The sequence below is a fragment of the Brachybacterium equifaecis genome (assembly GCF_023509525.1).
In the GTDB taxonomy this organism is placed as follows: domain Bacteria; phylum Actinomycetota; class Actinomycetes; order Actinomycetales; family Dermabacteraceae; genus Brachybacterium; species Brachybacterium equifaecis.
In genome coordinates, this window is sequence record NZ_JAKNCJ010000002.1 from 54783 (window position 1) to 70841 (window position 16059).

Annotated in this window: 16 protein-coding genes; 7 read left to right on the plus strand and 9 right to left on the minus strand. The window is 70.3% G+C overall.

Annotated elements, in window-relative coordinates; translation table 11 throughout:
* Positions 1-42 precede the first annotated feature (42 nt).
* On the plus strand, positions 43-453 hold the full coding sequence (locus tag Bequi_RS04690; RefSeq protein WP_249736811.1) for a DoxX family membrane protein: 411 nt from the start codon (positions 43-45) through the stop codon (positions 451-453).
* 103 nt (positions 454-556) lie between these two features.
* On the opposite strand, the gene Bequi_RS04695 is transcribed toward Bequi_RS04690, so the two are convergent.
* A complete protein-coding gene (locus Bequi_RS04695; protein WP_249736812.1) occupies positions 557-2314 on the minus strand; it encodes an MFS transporter in 1758 nt (585 codons plus the stop codon).
* A gap of 4 nt (positions 2315-2318) precedes the next feature.
* Complete coding sequence (locus Bequi_RS04700) at positions 2319-3545, minus strand: amidohydrolase (RefSeq protein ID WP_249736813.1); 1227 nt, start codon at positions 3543-3545, stop codon at positions 2319-2321.
* Between the two features lie 252 nt (positions 3546-3797).
* Between Bequi_RS04700 and Bequi_RS04705 the strand changes: the two genes are divergently transcribed.
* From Bequi_RS04705 to Bequi_RS04715, 3 genes are all read left to right on the plus strand, one after another.
* Positions 3798-4646: a sugar phosphate isomerase/epimerase family protein gene (locus Bequi_RS04705; RefSeq protein WP_249736814.1), complete on the plus strand. Its 849-nt coding sequence runs from the start codon at positions 3798-3800 to the stop codon at positions 4644-4646.
* 91 nt (positions 4647-4737) lie between these two features.
* Positions 4738-5652: a DUF3152 domain-containing protein gene (locus Bequi_RS14355; RefSeq protein WP_249736815.1), complete on the plus strand. Its 915-nt coding sequence runs from the start codon at positions 4738-4740 to the stop codon at positions 5650-5652.
* Between the two features lie 40 nt (positions 5653-5692).
* Positions 5693-6295 carry a 1-acyl-sn-glycerol-3-phosphate acyltransferase gene (locus Bequi_RS04715; protein WP_249736816.1) on the plus strand — a complete coding sequence of 201 codons (603 nt, stop codon included), beginning with the start codon at positions 5693-5695 and terminating at the stop codon, positions 6293-6295.
* On the opposite strand, the gene Bequi_RS04720 is transcribed toward Bequi_RS04715, so the two are convergent.
* The 4 genes from Bequi_RS04720 to trhO all read right to left on the minus strand — a co-directional run bounded on the left by Bequi_RS04720 (position 6261) and on the right by trhO (position 9974).
* Positions 6261-6701 carry a VOC family protein gene (locus Bequi_RS04720; protein WP_249736817.1) on the minus strand — a complete coding sequence of 147 codons (441 nt, stop codon included), beginning with the start codon at positions 6699-6701 and terminating at the stop codon, positions 6261-6263. The two genes, Bequi_RS04715 and Bequi_RS04720, sit on opposite strands and share 35 nt — an antisense overlap.
* Positions 6698-7786 carry a low temperature requirement protein A gene (locus Bequi_RS04725; protein WP_283774744.1) on the minus strand — a complete coding sequence of 363 codons (1089 nt, stop codon included), beginning with the start codon at positions 7784-7786 and terminating at the stop codon, positions 6698-6700. The genes Bequi_RS04720 and Bequi_RS04725 overlap by 4 nt, the downstream gene beginning before the upstream one ends.
* Before the next feature lie 223 nt (positions 7787-8009).
* A complete protein-coding gene (locus tag Bequi_RS04730) occupies positions 8010-8849 on the minus strand; it encodes a hypothetical protein (protein WP_249736819.1) in 840 nt (279 codons plus the stop codon).
* Between the two features lie 261 nt (positions 8850-9110).
* Positions 9111-9974, minus strand: coding sequence for an oxygen-dependent tRNA uridine(34) hydroxylase TrhO (trhO, locus tag Bequi_RS04735; RefSeq protein WP_249736820.1), 864 nt, complete (start codon positions 9972-9974; stop codon positions 9111-9113).
* An 80-nt stretch (positions 9975-10054) separates the two neighbouring features.
* On the opposite strand from trhO, the gene Bequi_RS04740 reads away from it, so the two are divergent.
* Entirely contained in the window at positions 10055-10471 is a 417-nt protein-coding gene (locus Bequi_RS04740; RefSeq protein WP_249736821.1) for a GNAT family N-acetyltransferase, read from the plus strand.
* Positions 10472-10503: 32 nt separating this feature from the next.
* On the opposite strand, the gene mmuM is transcribed toward Bequi_RS04740, so the two are convergent.
* Positions 10504-11856 (minus strand): homocysteine S-methyltransferase, encoded by a 1353-nt coding sequence (mmuM, locus tag Bequi_RS04750; RefSeq protein ID WP_347271970.1) that lies wholly within the window; start codon positions 11854-11856, stop codon positions 10504-10506.
* 187 nt (positions 11857-12043) lie between these two features.
* On the opposite strand from mmuM, the gene Bequi_RS04755 reads away from it, so the two are divergent.
* On the plus strand, positions 12044-13492 hold the full coding sequence (locus Bequi_RS04755; RefSeq protein ID WP_249736822.1) for an amino acid permease: 1449 nt from the start codon (positions 12044-12046) through the stop codon (positions 13490-13492).
* A gap of 87 nt (positions 13493-13579) precedes the next feature.
* Positions 13580-14635, plus strand: coding sequence for a YeiH family protein (locus Bequi_RS04760; RefSeq protein ID WP_249736823.1), 1056 nt, complete (start codon positions 13580-13582; stop codon positions 14633-14635).
* A gap of 41 nt (positions 14636-14676) precedes the next feature.
* On the opposite strand, the gene Bequi_RS04765 is transcribed toward Bequi_RS04760, so the two are convergent.
* Both Bequi_RS04765 and Bequi_RS04770 read right to left on the minus strand, forming a co-directional pair.
* Entirely contained in the window at positions 14677-15243 is a 567-nt protein-coding gene (locus Bequi_RS04765) for a hypothetical protein (protein WP_249736824.1), read from the minus strand.
* Positions 15244-15314: 71 nt separating this feature from the next.
* On the minus strand, positions 15315-16037 hold the full coding sequence (locus tag Bequi_RS04770; RefSeq protein WP_249736825.1) for a PIG-L deacetylase family protein: 723 nt from the start codon (positions 16035-16037) through the stop codon (positions 15315-15317).
* Positions 16038-16059 lie beyond the last annotated feature (22 nt).

Consider the following 16059-nt stretch of genomic DNA (forward strand, 5'->3'; position numbering starts at 1 on the left):
CGCTCCAGCGCGAGAATCCCGATCACACCAAGGAGCATCACCATGAGCCTGCTGTCCCGCGCCGTCCTGCGCGCCGTCCCCGGCGCCTTCATCCTCAACTCCGGCATCGGCAAGATCGGCATGGACGAGGAGACCGCGAAGTCCCTCCAGTCGATGGCGAAGAACGGCATCCCCGCTCTCGGGGACATGACGCCGAAGCAGTTCGCCCGCTTCCTCACGTTCGGAGAGATCGCGGTGGGCTCCGCCCTCCTCCTCCCCTTCGTGCCGACGCGCGTGGCGGGCGCGGCCCTGGCCGGGTTCTCCGGCTCGATGCTCGCGATGTACCTGAAGACCCCCGGTCTCACCGAGGCCGACGGCGTCCGCCCCACGCAGGACGGCACGCCGATCGCGAAGGACTCCTGGATGGCGGCGATCGCCGCTGCGCTCCTGATCGACGGCTCCCGCTCGAAATGATCGGGCGCTGAGACGCGTCGACGCTGGCGCCACGTCGCCTCGAAGCGGCCCGCGTCCTTCGCGAGGGATGCGGGCCGCTTCTGGGTGCTGAGCGTCCGGCGGGTCAGCCGCGCCGCTCCTGGATGAGCTCATGCAGGACCTTCTCGTCCAGGTCGCCGAGCTCGCGCAGCATCGCCTGCTTGCGCAGGGCGCGCAGATCCTCCGTCGGCAGCGCCGCGAACTCGGCCAGCAGCGCCGAGCGCTCCTCGTCCGGCGCCGGCTGCGGGGAGGGCGAGGCGGAAGCGGCGACCCGGTGCAGGTCCTTGGAGCCGCCGCCCTTGGGCACAGTCATCACGATCGAGAGGATCGCGAGGACCAGGAACAGCACGTTCACGCCGATGGCCATCATGCTGCCCTCACGCAGCATGAGGTTGTCCTGGCGGCCCTCCATGAGGATCGCGCCGCCGACGATCTGGCCCTGCGCCTGCGAGACGCCCGTGAATACGGCCAGCGACACGGCCGCGCCGATCGCACCGCCGAGCGAGGACGCCATCTTGTATATGCCGGAGCCGGAGCCGGCCTGCGCTGCTGGGAGGTTCGAGAGGGCCGCGTCGGTCGAGGGCGTCGCGTAGAACGCGAGGCCGATGCCGAACAGGCAGTAGGCGATGATCGCGAAGATCAGGTAGGTGCCGAGCATGACGTTCGTGGCCATGAGCAGGGCGGCGGCGACCAGCACGATCAGCGAGCCCCAGATCATGGGCTTGCGGGCGCCGTACCGCTGCAGCAGCTTCTCGCCGACCTTGATGAAGGCGATGATGCAGACCGCGTAGCCGATCGTCAGCAGGCCCGCCTCCCACGCCGTGTAGCGCGAGCCGTCTGCGTGGAATCCGGCGAGCTGCACGAGCTGCTGGGAGACCATGAGCATGCCGATGGTGGCGTTCAGCAGGAAGTTCGAGATCGTCGCACCTGTGAAGGTGGTGTTCGAGAACAGCTTCAGGTCGATGAAGGGATTGCTCTGCCTGCGCTCCCAGGCGATGAACGCGACGAAGGCGACGATCGCGACCGCGGCGAGCGCGAGGGTGGTGACGCTCGTCCAGCCGATCCGGGAGCCGAACAGCAGCACGATCATCAGGCCCAGGGTGCCCACGACGAACAGGGCGAGGCCCAGCACGTCGAAGCCCTTCCGGCTGGTCTGCTCGGCGCGGCTCTCGGGCGTGCCCCAGATCAGCGCGAAGGCGACGAGCGAGATGAGGATGTAGGCGATGAAGATGCCGCGCCAGCCCACGTAGTTGACGGCGAAGCCGCCGAACAGGGCCGAGGCGCCGGAACCGCCCCAGGAGCCGATGGACCACCAGGAGACGGCGGCTTGACGGGCGGCCCCCTCCCAGTAGGTCTTCACCAGCGCCATGGTGGCGGGCATGATGCACGCCGCGGCGAGGCCCTGGAAGGCGCGGCCGGCCAGCAGCAGCGGCAGCGCGAGCGATCCCGCGGCGAAGATCAGCAGCGCCGATCCCACGACGCCCAGCGCGATGCCGATCAAAGTCACCTTCACGCGGCCGAAGCGGTCGGCGAAACCGCCGAACATGACGATGAAAAGGCCCGAGAACAGGGCCGTGATGGAGACGGCCAGGTTCATCGCGGTGGCGTCGACGTAGGTCGTCTCCCCCGCGTTGATGTTCTCCATGATCGCGGGGGCGACGGTCCCCATCGACCCGGCGAACAGCCAGTACGTGAGAACTGCGAGCACCATGCCGCACAGCAGGCGGCGGGTGCCGGTGTAGCCGCTGCGCGCGGGAGCGCGATCGATCGCCGCACCGGCGGGACCGGGGCCGCCGCCGGTGACAGGGGTCGCTGCGGCGGGTGCGCTCTGGGATGAGGTCACGACGTCACTCCCCCGCTGCGAGGCAGGCGAGGACCGCCGTCACAGCCGCCGTGACGCCCGTGGCGAGCGTCGGCTCGATCGCCGGGGCGAACCTCGGGTTGTGGTTGGGGAACTGCTCCTGGCCCTCGGCGAACCCGCCGAGGAACCAGTACGTGTAGGGGATGCAGAAAGCGCGGGGCACCTCGGAGAAGTCCTCCGATGCCGTGGCCGGGGCGGCCTCGAGCACGCGGTCCTGCCCGAGCTGCGCGACGAACGCGTCACGCACGAGCGATGTGAGAGCCTCATCGTTCTCGGTGAGCGGGTATTCGTTCAGGACCTCGATGTCCGGATCCTGCGGGGAGCGGCCGGCCTCGCACTCGGCGCGCACGATGCGGGTGATCGCCTCGACGATCTGATCGCGGATCTCGGTGGAGTAGGCGCGCACGTTGAGCTGCAGAACGGCCTCGGCCGGAATGATGTTGGCGCTCGACCCGGCCTGCAGCGAGCCGACGGTGAGGACCGCGAAGTCCGAGGGGGCGATCTCGCGCGCGACCACGGACTGCAGCCGGGTGACGATCGCCGCGGCGATGACGACGGGGTCGATGCCCAGGTGCGGCATGGAGCCGTGGCTGCCCTTGCCGTCCACGGTGATATTCAGGCTCGTGGCGGTGGAGAGGATCGGCCCGGGGCGGGTGGCGACCTCTCCCGCGATCATCCCGGCCGCCATGACGTGCTGGCCGAAAGCGACCTGGGGCGTCGGGATCTTAGAGGTCAGTCCGTCCTCGAGCATCCCCTTCGCCCCCCATCCGGTCTCCTCTGCGGGCTGGAAGAGCGCGATGTAGGTGCCGGACCAGGCATCACGGTGCTCGGCGAGCAGACTCGCTGCGCCGATCCCGGCGGTGATGTGCACATCGTGCCCGCAGGCGTGCATGACGGGGACGACGTTCCCGTCCTGGTCCTCCATCGTCTTCGTCGAGGCGTAGGGCAGGCCGGTGGCCTCCTTCACCGGGAGAGCGTCGATGTCGGCGCGGTACAGGACGCGCCGGCCCTCTCCGTTCTCGAGCACGCCGACGACTCCGCCGCCGATCCGCTGCACCTCGAAGCCGAGGCCCTCGAGCCGCTCGGCGATGAGGTCGGCGGTCTCGGTCTCGCAGCCCGAGACCTCCGGGTTCTGGTGGAGACGGGTGTACAGATCCTCGAGATCGCTCTCCAGATCGGGCAGTGCGGCGAGCACGGTCTCTGCGGCGGTCATTGGTCCTCCCTCTGTGGGGTGCGCCGCCGCGGGGCGCGGGCCGGTATCATGCATCTGCCTGCGACGATACCGGCGGCCCGCATCGCGGGAGACGGTCCTAGGTCCCGCGCGCAGGCCCGTCGCCCCCCCCCCCGCCGGCACCCCATCCGACGGGCATGGCAACCCGCGGCGCGCCCCTTCCGCGATGTGACGCGGCCGATAGCCTGCCAGGACGAAATGTGACGCCCCTCATCCAACGAAGGAGAAGGTTCCATGCCCGTGCTCGGACTGCAGCTGATAATGCTCAAGGATCGGATCGAGAGCGAAGGGATGTACGAGGTGCTCCGCCAGGTGCGGGCGCTCGACCTCGACGCCGTCGAGGTCTCGCAGGTCGCGATGACCGATGAGCTGATCGACGACCTCGCGCGCGGCCGCGAGGACTTCGGCGTCGAGATCGCGGCCATGAGCGCCGTGCTCACCGCCCCCGGCAACGGCTTCCCCCTGGACTCGGAGTTCGATCGCGCCGTCGAGGCCTGCAAGCGACTGGGCACGCGCTTCCTGCGGATCGGCATGATGCCGTTCAGCGCGATGACGTCGAAGGAGGCGTGCGAGGCGTGGGCCCGGGAGGTCGAGCCGTTCGCCGCCCGGCTGAAGGAGCAGGGCATCACGCTGTGCTACCACAACCACCACGTCGACCTGATCATCTTCGACGGCGAGCGCATCTTCGACATCGTGCGCCGCGTGGCCCCCTCGCTGCTGTTCGAGGTCGACCTCCACTGGGTGCAGCGCGGCGGCATGGCCCCGCTCGACATGCTCGCCGCCTACGAGGGCGCCTGCAAGCTCATCCACGTCAAGGACTTCCGCGTCGCGCCGCTGCCCGAGGACATCTACCGGAAGTTCGATGCCGGCGAGCTCGACATCAAGGAGTTCTACGGCCACTTCCTCGCCCTCGGCCAGTTCGCCGAGGTCGGCCAGGGCAACATGGACTGGCCCGCGCTCCTCCCCGCCGCCGAGAAGGCCGGCGCCGAGTACTTCTTCATCGAGCAGGACGACACCTACGGCCGCGATCCGATCGACTGCATCCGCGAATCGCGCGAGTACCTGAAGTCCATCGGCTACTGACCCCGCCGTGCGGGCGCGGCACCCTCCCCGGGTGCCGCGCCCATGCGCGTGTCGGCGGGACAGTTCCGGTATAGCCCCCTAGCGTGGGGGCGTGTCTCCTTCCCACCGCGGTCCCGATCCTGTGCGCCGCCCTCTGCATCTTGCTGCGGACGTCCGGGCTCGCGCGACGCAGGAGGCTCGCGGATCCCAGCGCCTCGTCCTGACGCGGCGCGGCCGACTGGCGCGCACGATCCTGTGCGCGCTCGCCCTCCTTCTCGTGCTCCTCGCGGCGATCGGGGTGGTGCGCTCATGCACTGCGGCAGAGCCTTCCGCCCCCGCCGCCGGCTCTCCGGCCACCCCGACTCCTCCCGCGACGCCGACGAGCACCGAGGCCGCACCGACCTCGGATCCTGCTGCGGCGTCGGCGCCGCCCGCGGAGGGGAATCCTGCCGCGGTCCTCACGACGAGCAGCAGCGGTCTGGTGGGCTCCGACACCGCAGGCGACGGCACCTGGGTGATGGCCGCCGCCGGCCCGGCCGCCGATCCCGCGGCGGGAACCGTGCGCTCCTACGCGCTGCGGGTCGAGAACGGCACGTTCCTGGACGCGGACGCGGTCGCCGCCGAGGTCGAGGGCGTGCTCCCCGATCCTCGCGGCTGGCAGGGCCTCGAGCACGTCGTCTTCCAGCGCGTGGCGGATCCCGCGCAGGCGGATTTCACGATCTCCCTCGCCTCCCCGCCGACGGTGGACCGGATCTGCGCGCCGGCGCGCACCTACGGCAAGTGGTCCTGCCGCGAGGGCTCCGACGTCGTGCTCAACACGGATCGCTGGCTGTACCTCACGCCCGCGTACTCCGACACCGCCGCCTACCGCGCCTACATGGTCAACCACGAGGTCGGGCACTATCTCGGCCACGGCCATGCGACCTGCCCCGCCGAGGGCGTCAGCGCCCCGGTGATGCTCCAGCAGAGCATGGGACTGGACGGCTGCCGGGCGAATCCGTGGCCGACACTCGACGGCCAGCCCTGACCTGGCGCTCGGCCGCTGCGTCGTGCTCTAGGTTGAGCCTATGATCCGACGACTCCTCGCGCGCGCCTTCTGGGCCGTGAGCCCCTGGACGCTGGCGACGCAGCCCGCTCCCTCCCGGCCCTCCGTCCTCGTGGGCGCGCCGCACACCTCGAACTGGGACTTCGTGTTCATGCTCGGGATCGCGTGGAAGCTGGGCATGCGGATCCACTGGCTCGGCAAGGACAGCCTGTTCCGCTCCTGGCGCGGCCCGATCATGCGCGCGCTCGGCGGGATCCCGGTGGATCGGAAGAACCCGGCGGGCCTCGTCGACGAGGTCGTCGCCCGGATGCGCGCCGGTGAGACGTTCGGCCTGGTGGTCACCCCGGACGGCACCCGCAAGGGCAACACGCATTGGAAGTCGGGCTTCTATCGGATCGCCCGCGAGACCGGCATGCCGGTGGTGCTCGGCTACGTCGACCGGACCACGATGACCGTCGGCCTCGGCGAGACGATCGAGCTCACCGGCGATGTCCCGGCGGACATGGACCGCATCCGCGCGTTCTACGCCGACAAGTCGGGCTTCCACCCCGGCCATCGGGTCGAGCCGCGCCTGCGCGAGGAGCAGACCGTCAGGGATTCCGACGGAGATCCTGGGCGAGCATGACGAGGATCCCGCTCGGACCGCGCAGGTAGGTCAGGCGGTACACGCCCTCGTAGTCGGCGACGCCTCGCAGCGGGTGCCCGCCGAGGGGCTCCACGGCTGCGAGCGCCGCGTCGAGATCCGGCACGGAGAACGCCAGGCTGTGCATGCCGATCTCATGGGGCTGCGTCGGCGCGGTCTCGATGGCGCGGGGATGGATGTATTCGAACAGCTCCACGCTCCCCTGCCCTCCCGGGGTCTGCAGCAGGGCGATCTTTGCGTGGTTGCCGTCGAGGCCGACGGCGGTCTCCGCCCACTGCCCGCTGACCTCGTCGCGGCCGGCGACCTCGAGGCCGAGCGCCTCGAAGAAGGCGATCGTCTCGTCGAGGTCGCGCACGGCGATGGCGGTGTTCTCCATTCGGATGCTCATGCGGCGATCCTGCCCTCCGGCAGCGGGCTGCGCCAGGTGAGCACGGCCACCATCGCCGTGAGGATGACCGCGGTGAGCGCGAAGGGCACGGGGATCAGCGGGTCGATCAGCACCAGGATCCCTGCGAGCGGGACGGCGATGTTCACGATCCGGTCGGCGCTGCGCCGCACGGCGAGGATCCAGACGCCCAGGATGAACACGGCGAGCGGAACGGTGTAGGCGAACGAGGCCCAGGGCTGGAGGACCTCGCTCTCCCCGGCGAGCACGCTGATCTCCAGCTCGATGCCGGCGGAGAACGCCGCAGCGGCGCCCAGGACGAAGAAGTGCCCGTATCCGTAGAGCAGGGAGCTGCGCAGGCTGCCGATCGCCCGGTGGTGGGGTGGCCAGAAGTCCAGCCACCACAGCGCCGCGGTCGCGCTCATCGCGAGGACGGCCAAAAGGATCAGCGGCGTGCGGTCCTCCGCCTCGTGCAGCGCGCCGATGATGGCGTTCGCGCTGGCCAAGAGGCTCTCGCCGAGGACGATGAGCGTGAACAGGCTGTAGCGCTCGGTGATGTGGTGGGCGTGCCAGGGCGTGCGCCCGCCGAAGGTCTCGGCGAGGGTCGGGACCGACAGCTCCGCCAGGATGAGCAGGGCGATCGCCGGCAGCTGGAGGGACGCGGGAAGCAGGAGCATGAGCAGCCAGAGCGCCTGGACGATGACGATCCCGATCGCGTAGATCCGGGCCGCCCGACCGGCCTCGCCGCCGCAGCGGGATGCGCGCAGCCACTGCGCGACGAGCCCCAGGCGCATCACCACGTAGGCCAGGATGAGGACAGTCGCATCTCCGCCGGTGAACATCGGCTCGATCCCCGAGGCGAGCACGAGGACGCCGCCCATCTGCACGAAGGTGAGGATGCGGTAGAGCCAGTCGTCGGTGTCGAACGAGGTGGCGAACCAGGAGAAGTTCATCCACGCCCACCAGATCCCGAAGAAGACCACGACGTACGTGAGCACGCCGTGGCCGACGTGCCCCTCGGCGAGCGCGAGGTGGAGGTTCGATCCAGCCGTGCTGATCGCGATCACGAAGACGAGGTCGAAGAACAGCTAGAGCGGGGAGGCAGCCCTTCCGCTCTCATGGGGATCACGAGGGAGCATCGGGACGAGGCGGGTGCCGGTGGTCATGCGCGGAGCCGATCGGAGGAGGGACGGGGAGGAGGGGCTCCGCCGGGAGCGGAGCTTCACCCGTCGAGTATGACCGGTTCACTGAGGGGCGCGGCGAGCCCGCGCTGTGATCTCTCCCGGCAGCAGCGGCGCGGCCGCGCAGGGCTCACGCCGCGCAGGCGTTGAAGCTCATCGTCAGCAGGACGACCTGGTAGCCGCCCTTCGTGCCGCTCCAGTAGTCGACCTCGATCTTGGTGACGTCCCGGGAGAGCTTCACGCCCGCAGTGCCTGCCGTGTCGTTCCAGGTGTAGCCGCCCTGTCCCAGACTCGTCTGGTTGTTCGTGCTGTTGCGGAGAGGGTTCGTCGTCGAACCGACGCCGAGCACCTGCGATTTCGAATCGGTCCGCGTGCCGCCGTCGGAGACCTGGGTGGTGCCGTTGAAGCCGCGGATCGCGACCTGGTCGGCGTAGGCATCCACCGAGCTGCCCGAGGCGCCCCAGGAATCGATGTCGCCGACGTTGACCACGAGACCGGCCACCGGTCGCCCGAAGTCGATCGTCGTGATCTGCCTGCGGTCGTAGCCTCCGCAGCTCGTCGCGGCGTTATTGCAGGTGATGGAGTTGACGATCGGGATCGGGTTGTTCAGGCCGCTGTAGGTGCCGGCGTACTTGCCGAAGTGCGTCACGGCGAATGACCCGCTCCCCCTCCCCGTCGTATCCAGCTTGGTGCCGGAGCCGACGATGCGTGTGGACAGAGCGACAGGAATCGAGGCCGGGATGCGGGTGCCGCTCGTGCGGACGGCCGTTCCGCTCGCCGTCGCGCTGGTGTATCCGGAATAGGTATGGCTCCAGGTGCCACCAGCCGTGTCGAGCCGATAGCTCTGGGTGGTGCAGCTCAGCGCCATGGCGGGACTGAAGGCGGCGGCGACGGCGGTGGGCGCGGCCCAGGCGGCGCCGGCGGCGAGAGCGCGTCGGCGGACGAGGGGTGTGGGCGTCTGCTCAGACATGAGGATCTCCAGGAAAGGGGCGAATCGGATTGGTGATCGGATTCTATGCTCACCATACCCCTTCCGGGGGAGCTTCGCGGGAGTTACTCGTGCGGCACTGGCGAGTTACTCAGAAGGTATTACTATTCGCCCTGGTCGGAGACTTCTATTCTATTCGGTAATATTCGCAGAACAGGTTGCGACAGCTCCGCCGCAACCCGTCCGTCCGTCGGCCCATCAGGCCAGAGCGCTGCACCGCCGCCCCAGGCTCACCCCGCGGCCTCACCCCGCGGCGGCGTGCTCCTCGCAGCCCGCGGTGCACCCTCGATGCAGGGGGAACTGCCGCAGGCACGAGGGGTCGCTGCAGTCCCCCACCTCTGACGTCGGCTCTCCGCAGTCGCGGCAGACGGCCAGGCGCGCGGGATCCTCCCCGATTGCGATGGTGCCGCGCTGGTCGAAGACGTAGAGCGAGCCCTCCCACAGGCCCTTGTCGCCGTAGGCCTCCCCGTACTTCGCGATGCCGCCGTCGAGCTGGTAGACCTCTTCGAACCCGCGGCTGACCATCAGGCTCGAGAGCACTTCGCAGCGGATCCCGCCGGTGCAGTAGGTGATGACCGGGGTCTGCTTGAGGTGGTCGTAGCGGCCGGAATCGAGCTCGGCCACGAACTCCTCGGTGCGGCTGACCTCGGGGCGGATCGCGCCCTTGAAGCGCCCCACCTCGGACTCGTAGGCGTTGCGCCCGTCGAAGAAGACCGCCTCCGGCTTCTCCTCCACCAGCTCGTGGACCTCCTGGGGGCTGAGGTGCACTCCCCCGCCGACGATCCCGTTCTCGTCCACCATGACCTCGTCCGGGACGCCGAAGGTGACGATCTCGGGGCGGACCTTCACCGAGAGCTTCGGGTAGTCCGCCGCAGAGCCGGCCGACCACTTGAACTCCATGCCCTTGAAGCCCGGGTACTCGCGGGTTTCGCGGATGTACCGCTTCAGCGCCGTCATTTCGCCGCCGAGGGTGCCGTTGATGCCGTGCTCCGACAGCAGGATTCGGCCCCTCAGACCGAGGGACGCGGCGAGGGTGCGCTGCCACAGCCGGATCGCGGCGGGGTCGGGCAGCGGCGTGAACGCGTAGTAGAGGATGACCTTCTCCATGAGGCCATCCTCTCGCGTCGGCATAGGAACCGCGTGCCAGCGGGAGGGGCCTGGAGAATCCCGCGTGGCACACTCGGCCCATGACGATCGACTACCGCACCGACTCCTCCGTGAGCGCGGAATCCCTGGCGGGGCTCTACGGTGCTGTGGACTGGAGCGCGTACACCGAGGATCCCGCGCGACTGCAAGCAACCGTCGCCGCATCGCTGCGGGTGGTGACGGCGTGGGACGGCGAGCGCCTGGTGGGCCTCGCACGCGACGTCGGGGACGGGCTCAGCATCGTCTACCTCCAGGATGTGCTCGTGGCGCCCGACCACCAGTGCGGCGGCGTCGGGCGCGAGCTGCTCACGCGAGTGTTCGCCCCGTTCGCCGACGTGCGCCAGAAGGTGCTCCTCACCGACGACGAGCCGCGACAGGCCGCGTTCTACGAATCCCTCGGGTTCACCGAGATCGGGCAGTTCGAGCACCCGCTGCGGGCGTTCGTGCGGTTCGACTGACGCGGACCGCTCGGCGACATCCGGAGCAGTCCTCAGGCTCTGTCCCCGGAAATCGTCTCGATCTCGTACTCCCTCGCAATTCCGGCCGTCGCCGCACCCCAATTGCTCGCGCGGACGCGTGCCTGATGGGCATCGAATGCCGCGTGGTCCGTGAACAGCTCGGCGACGGCCCAGACGAGCGGGTCGTCCGTCGGGTGCACGTCGAAGCGGAGGCAGCCGGGCTCCGCACGGGTCAGCGCGATGTGCTCCGGAAGATGGCGGCGCACGATCTCAGCCTCCTCGTCGGTCGCGCAGATGAGGCGGCCGTGCAGTCGCACCGCACCCGCAGGGGCGGCATCGTCCGGCGCACTCTCGCACCTCGCGCCGTCCGTCGAAGCCGGCGACTGCAGCGCCTCCGCCATCTCCCGGATCTGCTCGGGCTCGACCTGGCAGCAGCCGCCGATCCAGCTCGCTCCCGCATCGCGCAGAGCTCGGGCGATCTCCGCGGGGGCCGACGGGCCACCCTCCACCGCAGCGGACTCCCCCGGCACCCACTCGCGGGCGACGTGATCCCAGGACTCGCCGCTGTTCGGGTAGGCCATCAGGGCGATGCCGCGGGCACCGGGATCGCCGCCGAGCGCCTCGTGCAGGAGCCCGACGGCCCGGACGGCGTCCAGCGGAGCGCAGCAGTTCACACCGAGGGCCACGCAGCCGCCGGCCTGCACGATCTGCTCGGCAGCCTCGCGCAGGTCGGTCCCGTCGGCCAGTCGCCCATCGCGGATGCTCATGCTGAACGCCCACGGCATGCCCGTCGCCGGGAGCTCCGCGGCGAGCGCCTCGATCTCCCGGATGCTCGGGATGGTCTCCGCGAGGAGCAGATCTGCCCCGGCAGTCGCGAGCGCCCTGACGCGGGGGCGGTGCCAGTCGCGCAGCTCTTCCGCCGTGAGGCCGTACTCGCCGTCATACTCGGTGCCCGGCCCCGGGCCCGCGCCGAAGGGGCCGACGGACGCGGCGAGCAGCACCTCGCGCCGACCCAGCCCGCTCTGCTCGCGACGAGCCTGGTCGCTCTCGATGGCCTCCCTGGCCACCCTGACGCTGGCGCGCAGCAGCGGCCCCTCCTCGGCGGGATCCGCTCCCGCTGCCGCGAGCCAGTCGGCCGCCACCTGATACGCGGCGCTCGTGATCATCTCCGCGCCTGCGGCCAGGAAGTCCTCGTGCGCGCGGCGGATCAGGGCCGGGTCCTCGCGCAGGATCTGCGCGGACCACAGCGCGCCGGTCACGTCGGCCCCGAGGGCGGCGAGGTGCGTGCCGAGCCCGCCGTCGAGCACGAGCGGCCCGCGCAGTGCGGAGCGACCTGAGGCGGGGGCGGTCGGAGCGGGAGCACTGCCGGAGGAGAGTGAGGCCATCGCTCGACCCTATGCGCCGGCACCGTGGGCGGGTGCCGCGCGCCCGCGCGCATGACGCTCTGTGACACCGGCGAACCCCCGCGTGACCAGGGCACGTACCGTGGGGCGCGGCCGGGGGCGAATGCCCCGGCCGCCTTCTCGAGGCCGCTCCCCCGTCGGCCGCCCTCCCTCCTCCACAGGACTTACCATGTCGCATGCCCTCAGCCCCACCGTCCCCGACGCTCCCGCGGAGGACCTGCCCGCGCAGCACACCCTGCGCCGCACGCTCGAGGTGCGCCACCTGGTGATGATCGCCCTCGGCGGCGTCATCGGGTCGGGACTGTTCGTCTCCTCCGGCTACACGATCTCGCAGGCCGGTCCGCTCGGCGCGGTCATCGCCTACGGCATCGGCGCACTTGTGGCGTACATGGTGATGAGCTGCCTCGGCGAGCTGGCCGTCGTCTACCCCGTCTCGGGCGGCTTCCACATCTACGCGACCCGCGAGCTCGGCCCCGCCTGGGGATTCGCGACCGCGTGGCTGTACTGGCTGTGCTGGGCGGTGGCGCTGGGCAGCGAGTTCACGGCCGCCGGGATGCTCATGCAGCGCTGGTTCCCGAGCGTCCCGGTGTGGGTGTGGTGCCTGGTGTTCGCGGCGGCGCTGTTCGCGATGAACGCGATCTCCTCGCGCGTGTTCGGCGAGACCGAGTTCTGGTTCTCCCTGATCAAGGTCATCGCCGTGCTCGCCCTGATCGTCGCGGGCGCCGCGACGATCCTCGGCATCAACCCGCTGGCGAGCGGGCGGGCCGACGGGATCGGACTGTCCGGCTTCGCCACCGATCAGGGCCTCTTCCCGACGGGAATCGGAGGGGTGCTCGTGACGATCCTCGCCGTGTTCTACGCCTTCTCCGGCACCGAGCTGATCGGCGTCGCTGCAGGCGAGGCCCGCGATCCGCAGCGGGCGATCCCGAAGGCGATCCGCACCGCGGTGATCCGCCTGACGGTCTTCTTCGTCGGCGCGATCGCCGTGATCGCCGCGATCGTCCCCTACGAGACCGCGAGCGCCGACGAGAGCCCTTTCGTCACCGTGTTCGACGCTGCCGGGATGCCCGCCGGCGCCGACCTCATGAACATCGTCATCATCACCGCGCTGCTCTCGGCCGGGAACTCCGGGCTGTTCTCCTGCGCCCGCATGCTCCACTCCTTGGCCGTCGAGGGCCAGGCGCCCGCCGTGCTCGCGCGCACCACTCGGCGCGGCATCCCGCTGATCGCCCTGTCGCTGTCGATGCTGGGCGGGCTCGCCTCGCTGCTCTCCAGCGTGATCGCACCCGCGAGCCTGTTCCTGATCCTCGTCTCGATCGCCGGGTTCGCGGTGGTCGCCGTGTGGATCGCGATCCTCGCCTCGCACATCGCCCTGCGCCGACGCTTCGCCGCCGAGGGGCGCGACCCGCGCGACCTCGCCTATCGCGCTCCCCTGTTCCCACTGCTGCCGATCCTCGCGCTCGTGCTGCTCATCGCCTCGCTGATCGGGGTGGCGCTCGATCCCGCGCAGCGCGCTGCGCTGTGGTTCGGGGTGCCGTTCACCGGGGCGTGCCTGGCGTGGATGGGGCTGCGGCACGGGCGGAGGGCGTTCAGGCCGGAGGTCGCTGCGCTGGAGTGAGCAGGGTGCGGGATCGCGCAGGTCGCCGTGGCGAGCAGGACGCGGCAACAGCGCCTGCCGCGGTGCCGTCGACGGTATGATCATCCGATGCCCTCTGCCCCTGCGACCCCCGCTTCCTCCCCTGCAGCTCCGCACGCATTCGGGCCTGCAGGGCCTCGTCTTCGCGCGCTGGCCCCTGGCCTCGCGCTCTGCGCGGCCGCAGCGGCGATCGCAATGGGAGTGCACGCGCTCGTGCCCGGACTCAGCGCGCTCGTGGTCGCGATCGTGCTCGGCATCGCGCTGACCAACCTCGTGCGTCTGCCGTCGCAGACCGCCCCCGGCATCGCGTTCTCGGCGAAGAAGCTGCTGCGGCTCGGCATCGTGCTGCTGGGCCTGCAGCTCGTGCTCGGCGACATCCTCGCGCTCGGGACGCCGATGCTGGCGGTCATCGTGTGCATCGTCGCCGGCGGCATCGCCGGCACCGTGCTCATGGGGAGCCTGCTGAAGATGCGCACCGCGCAGACGCTGCTGATCGCGTGCGGGTTCTCCATCTGCGGGGCAGCGGCCGTCGCGGCCGCAGAGGGCGTGACGGATTCCGAGGAGGAAGAGGTCGTCACGGCGGTGGCGCTCGTGGTCATCTTCGGGACGCTGATGATCCCCGCGATCCCCTTCGCCGCGCAGGCACTGGGCCTCGGGCCGGAGCAGACGGGACTGTGGATCGGCGGATCGACCCACGAGATCGCTCAGGTCGTCGCCGCGGGCGGGATCGTCGGCGGCGGGGCGCTCGGTGTCGCGGTCGTCGTGAAGCTCGCGCGGGTGCTGCTGCTCGCCCCCGTCATCGCGGTGCTCGCCGTCCTGCAGCGACGGGCATCGGCTGGTGCGGACGCGGGGCAGCGGCCGCCGATCGTGCCGCTGTTCATCGCGGGGTTCCTCGCGATGGTGCTGATCCGCTCGTTCGTGCCGGTGCCGGGCGTCGTGCTGAGCGTCGGCGGATTCGCGCAGACCGCGCTGCTCTCGGCGGCGATGTTCGCGCTGGGATGCGGGGTGAAGGTGCGCAGCCTGCTGCGGGTGGGGCTGCGGCCGTTCGTGCTCGCGGCGGGGTCGACGGTGCTGGTGGCAGGGATCGCGCTGGCGGGGGTCGTGCTGACGCATCCGGGGGCGTGAGGCAGAGGAGTGCGACGAAATCCCTTCGGACTCTCCTCACCTCATTCGAGGAACTCGCTCCAGAACGGCACGTGCCGGGAGGGCTCGGTGATCGGCGAGCAGTCGCCGTGGAACTCGCGCGCGAACCAGTCCAGCAGGTCGCGGCCGTAGCAGATGATGTCCGACTGGTAGCAGGACAGGACCGGATTCCCTGCCTCGGGCGGCATCGTCGGCACGTAGCGGTGGGAGCAGAGCGGCGCCAGAACCGGGGCGGCTTCGAGCGCCAGCGCTGCAGAGGCGAGAGCTTCCGCGAGAGCACTGGGGCGCTCTCCCCAGGCGGCCAGCCAGAGATCGTTGTGCTGGACATCGAAGAGCAGACCCTTCACGGGCCACTGGAGTCGCTTTCGCAGCGCCTGTTCCGGCTCCCTGCGCCAGTCGGGCCATCGTCCGTCGTCGTCGAGCGGAAGAGCCAGGGACAGCATCAGGCGGTGGTCCGGGGCGAAGGCGAAGCCGAAGCGGTCCTCGACGGATTTCAGCTCGAACTCGGAGAGACCCGTGTCGAGGCGGACGAGGCTGGAGCTGAGAGCTGCACTCAGTGCTTTCGCCGCGTCCGACCTGCGCTCTTCCATCGCGCGATCATTGCGCGCTCTGTGTCGCTCCGCCAAGCCTCCTTTCCGTAGGCGGAGGACGAAGCGGATCGTCATCCCAACGGGAACGCTCGCAGCGGCAGCGCGAACTCCACCCCGGCCGCCTCGCCTCCGCCGCGGAGGATCTCCGGGATGAAGTCAGCCGGCACTGGGTGGCCGGACAGGGCCGCCAGATACGTCTCGTGCTCTTCCAGGGAGGCGACCGCGCTGTCGACATCCGTCTGCCGCAGGTGCACAGCATGCGTGGGGCTCGCGTCTCCGCTCACCAGCACCCAGCTGGTCGACCACGGCTCCAGCCCCTCGTCGTCCACCAGCTCGGGGAAAATCCAACGGTTTCCGGCAGCCGCCACGGCATCGACGGCGCTCAGCCCGGCCACTCGGTGATCGGCTTGGTTCAGACCCCACGGCGCGACGGCCTCCCAGGTGGTGCTCAGCACCGCCTGCGGACGCACCTCCCGGATGACCCGGGCGATGTCGCGCCGCAGGTCCAGGCTCATCTCCAGGACGCCGTCGGGGTAGTCGAGGATCCGCAGGTCCGTGACGCCCACCTGCTGGCAGGCTGCGCCCTGCTCCGCGCGGCGCACCTCGCGCACCTCATCTGGATGCTGGGGCATGCCGGCCTCGCCGTGAGTGAGAAGGAGGTAGGTGACCTCGATGCCGTCCTGCGTCCACCTCGAGACGGCAGCGGATGCGCCGTACTCCATGTCATCAGGATGGGCCACGACGCAGAGGATGCGCTCGAGGGCGGAGGAGTCGAAGAGTTTGAGGGTGCTCATGGGGCCACGGTACTGAGGTCGG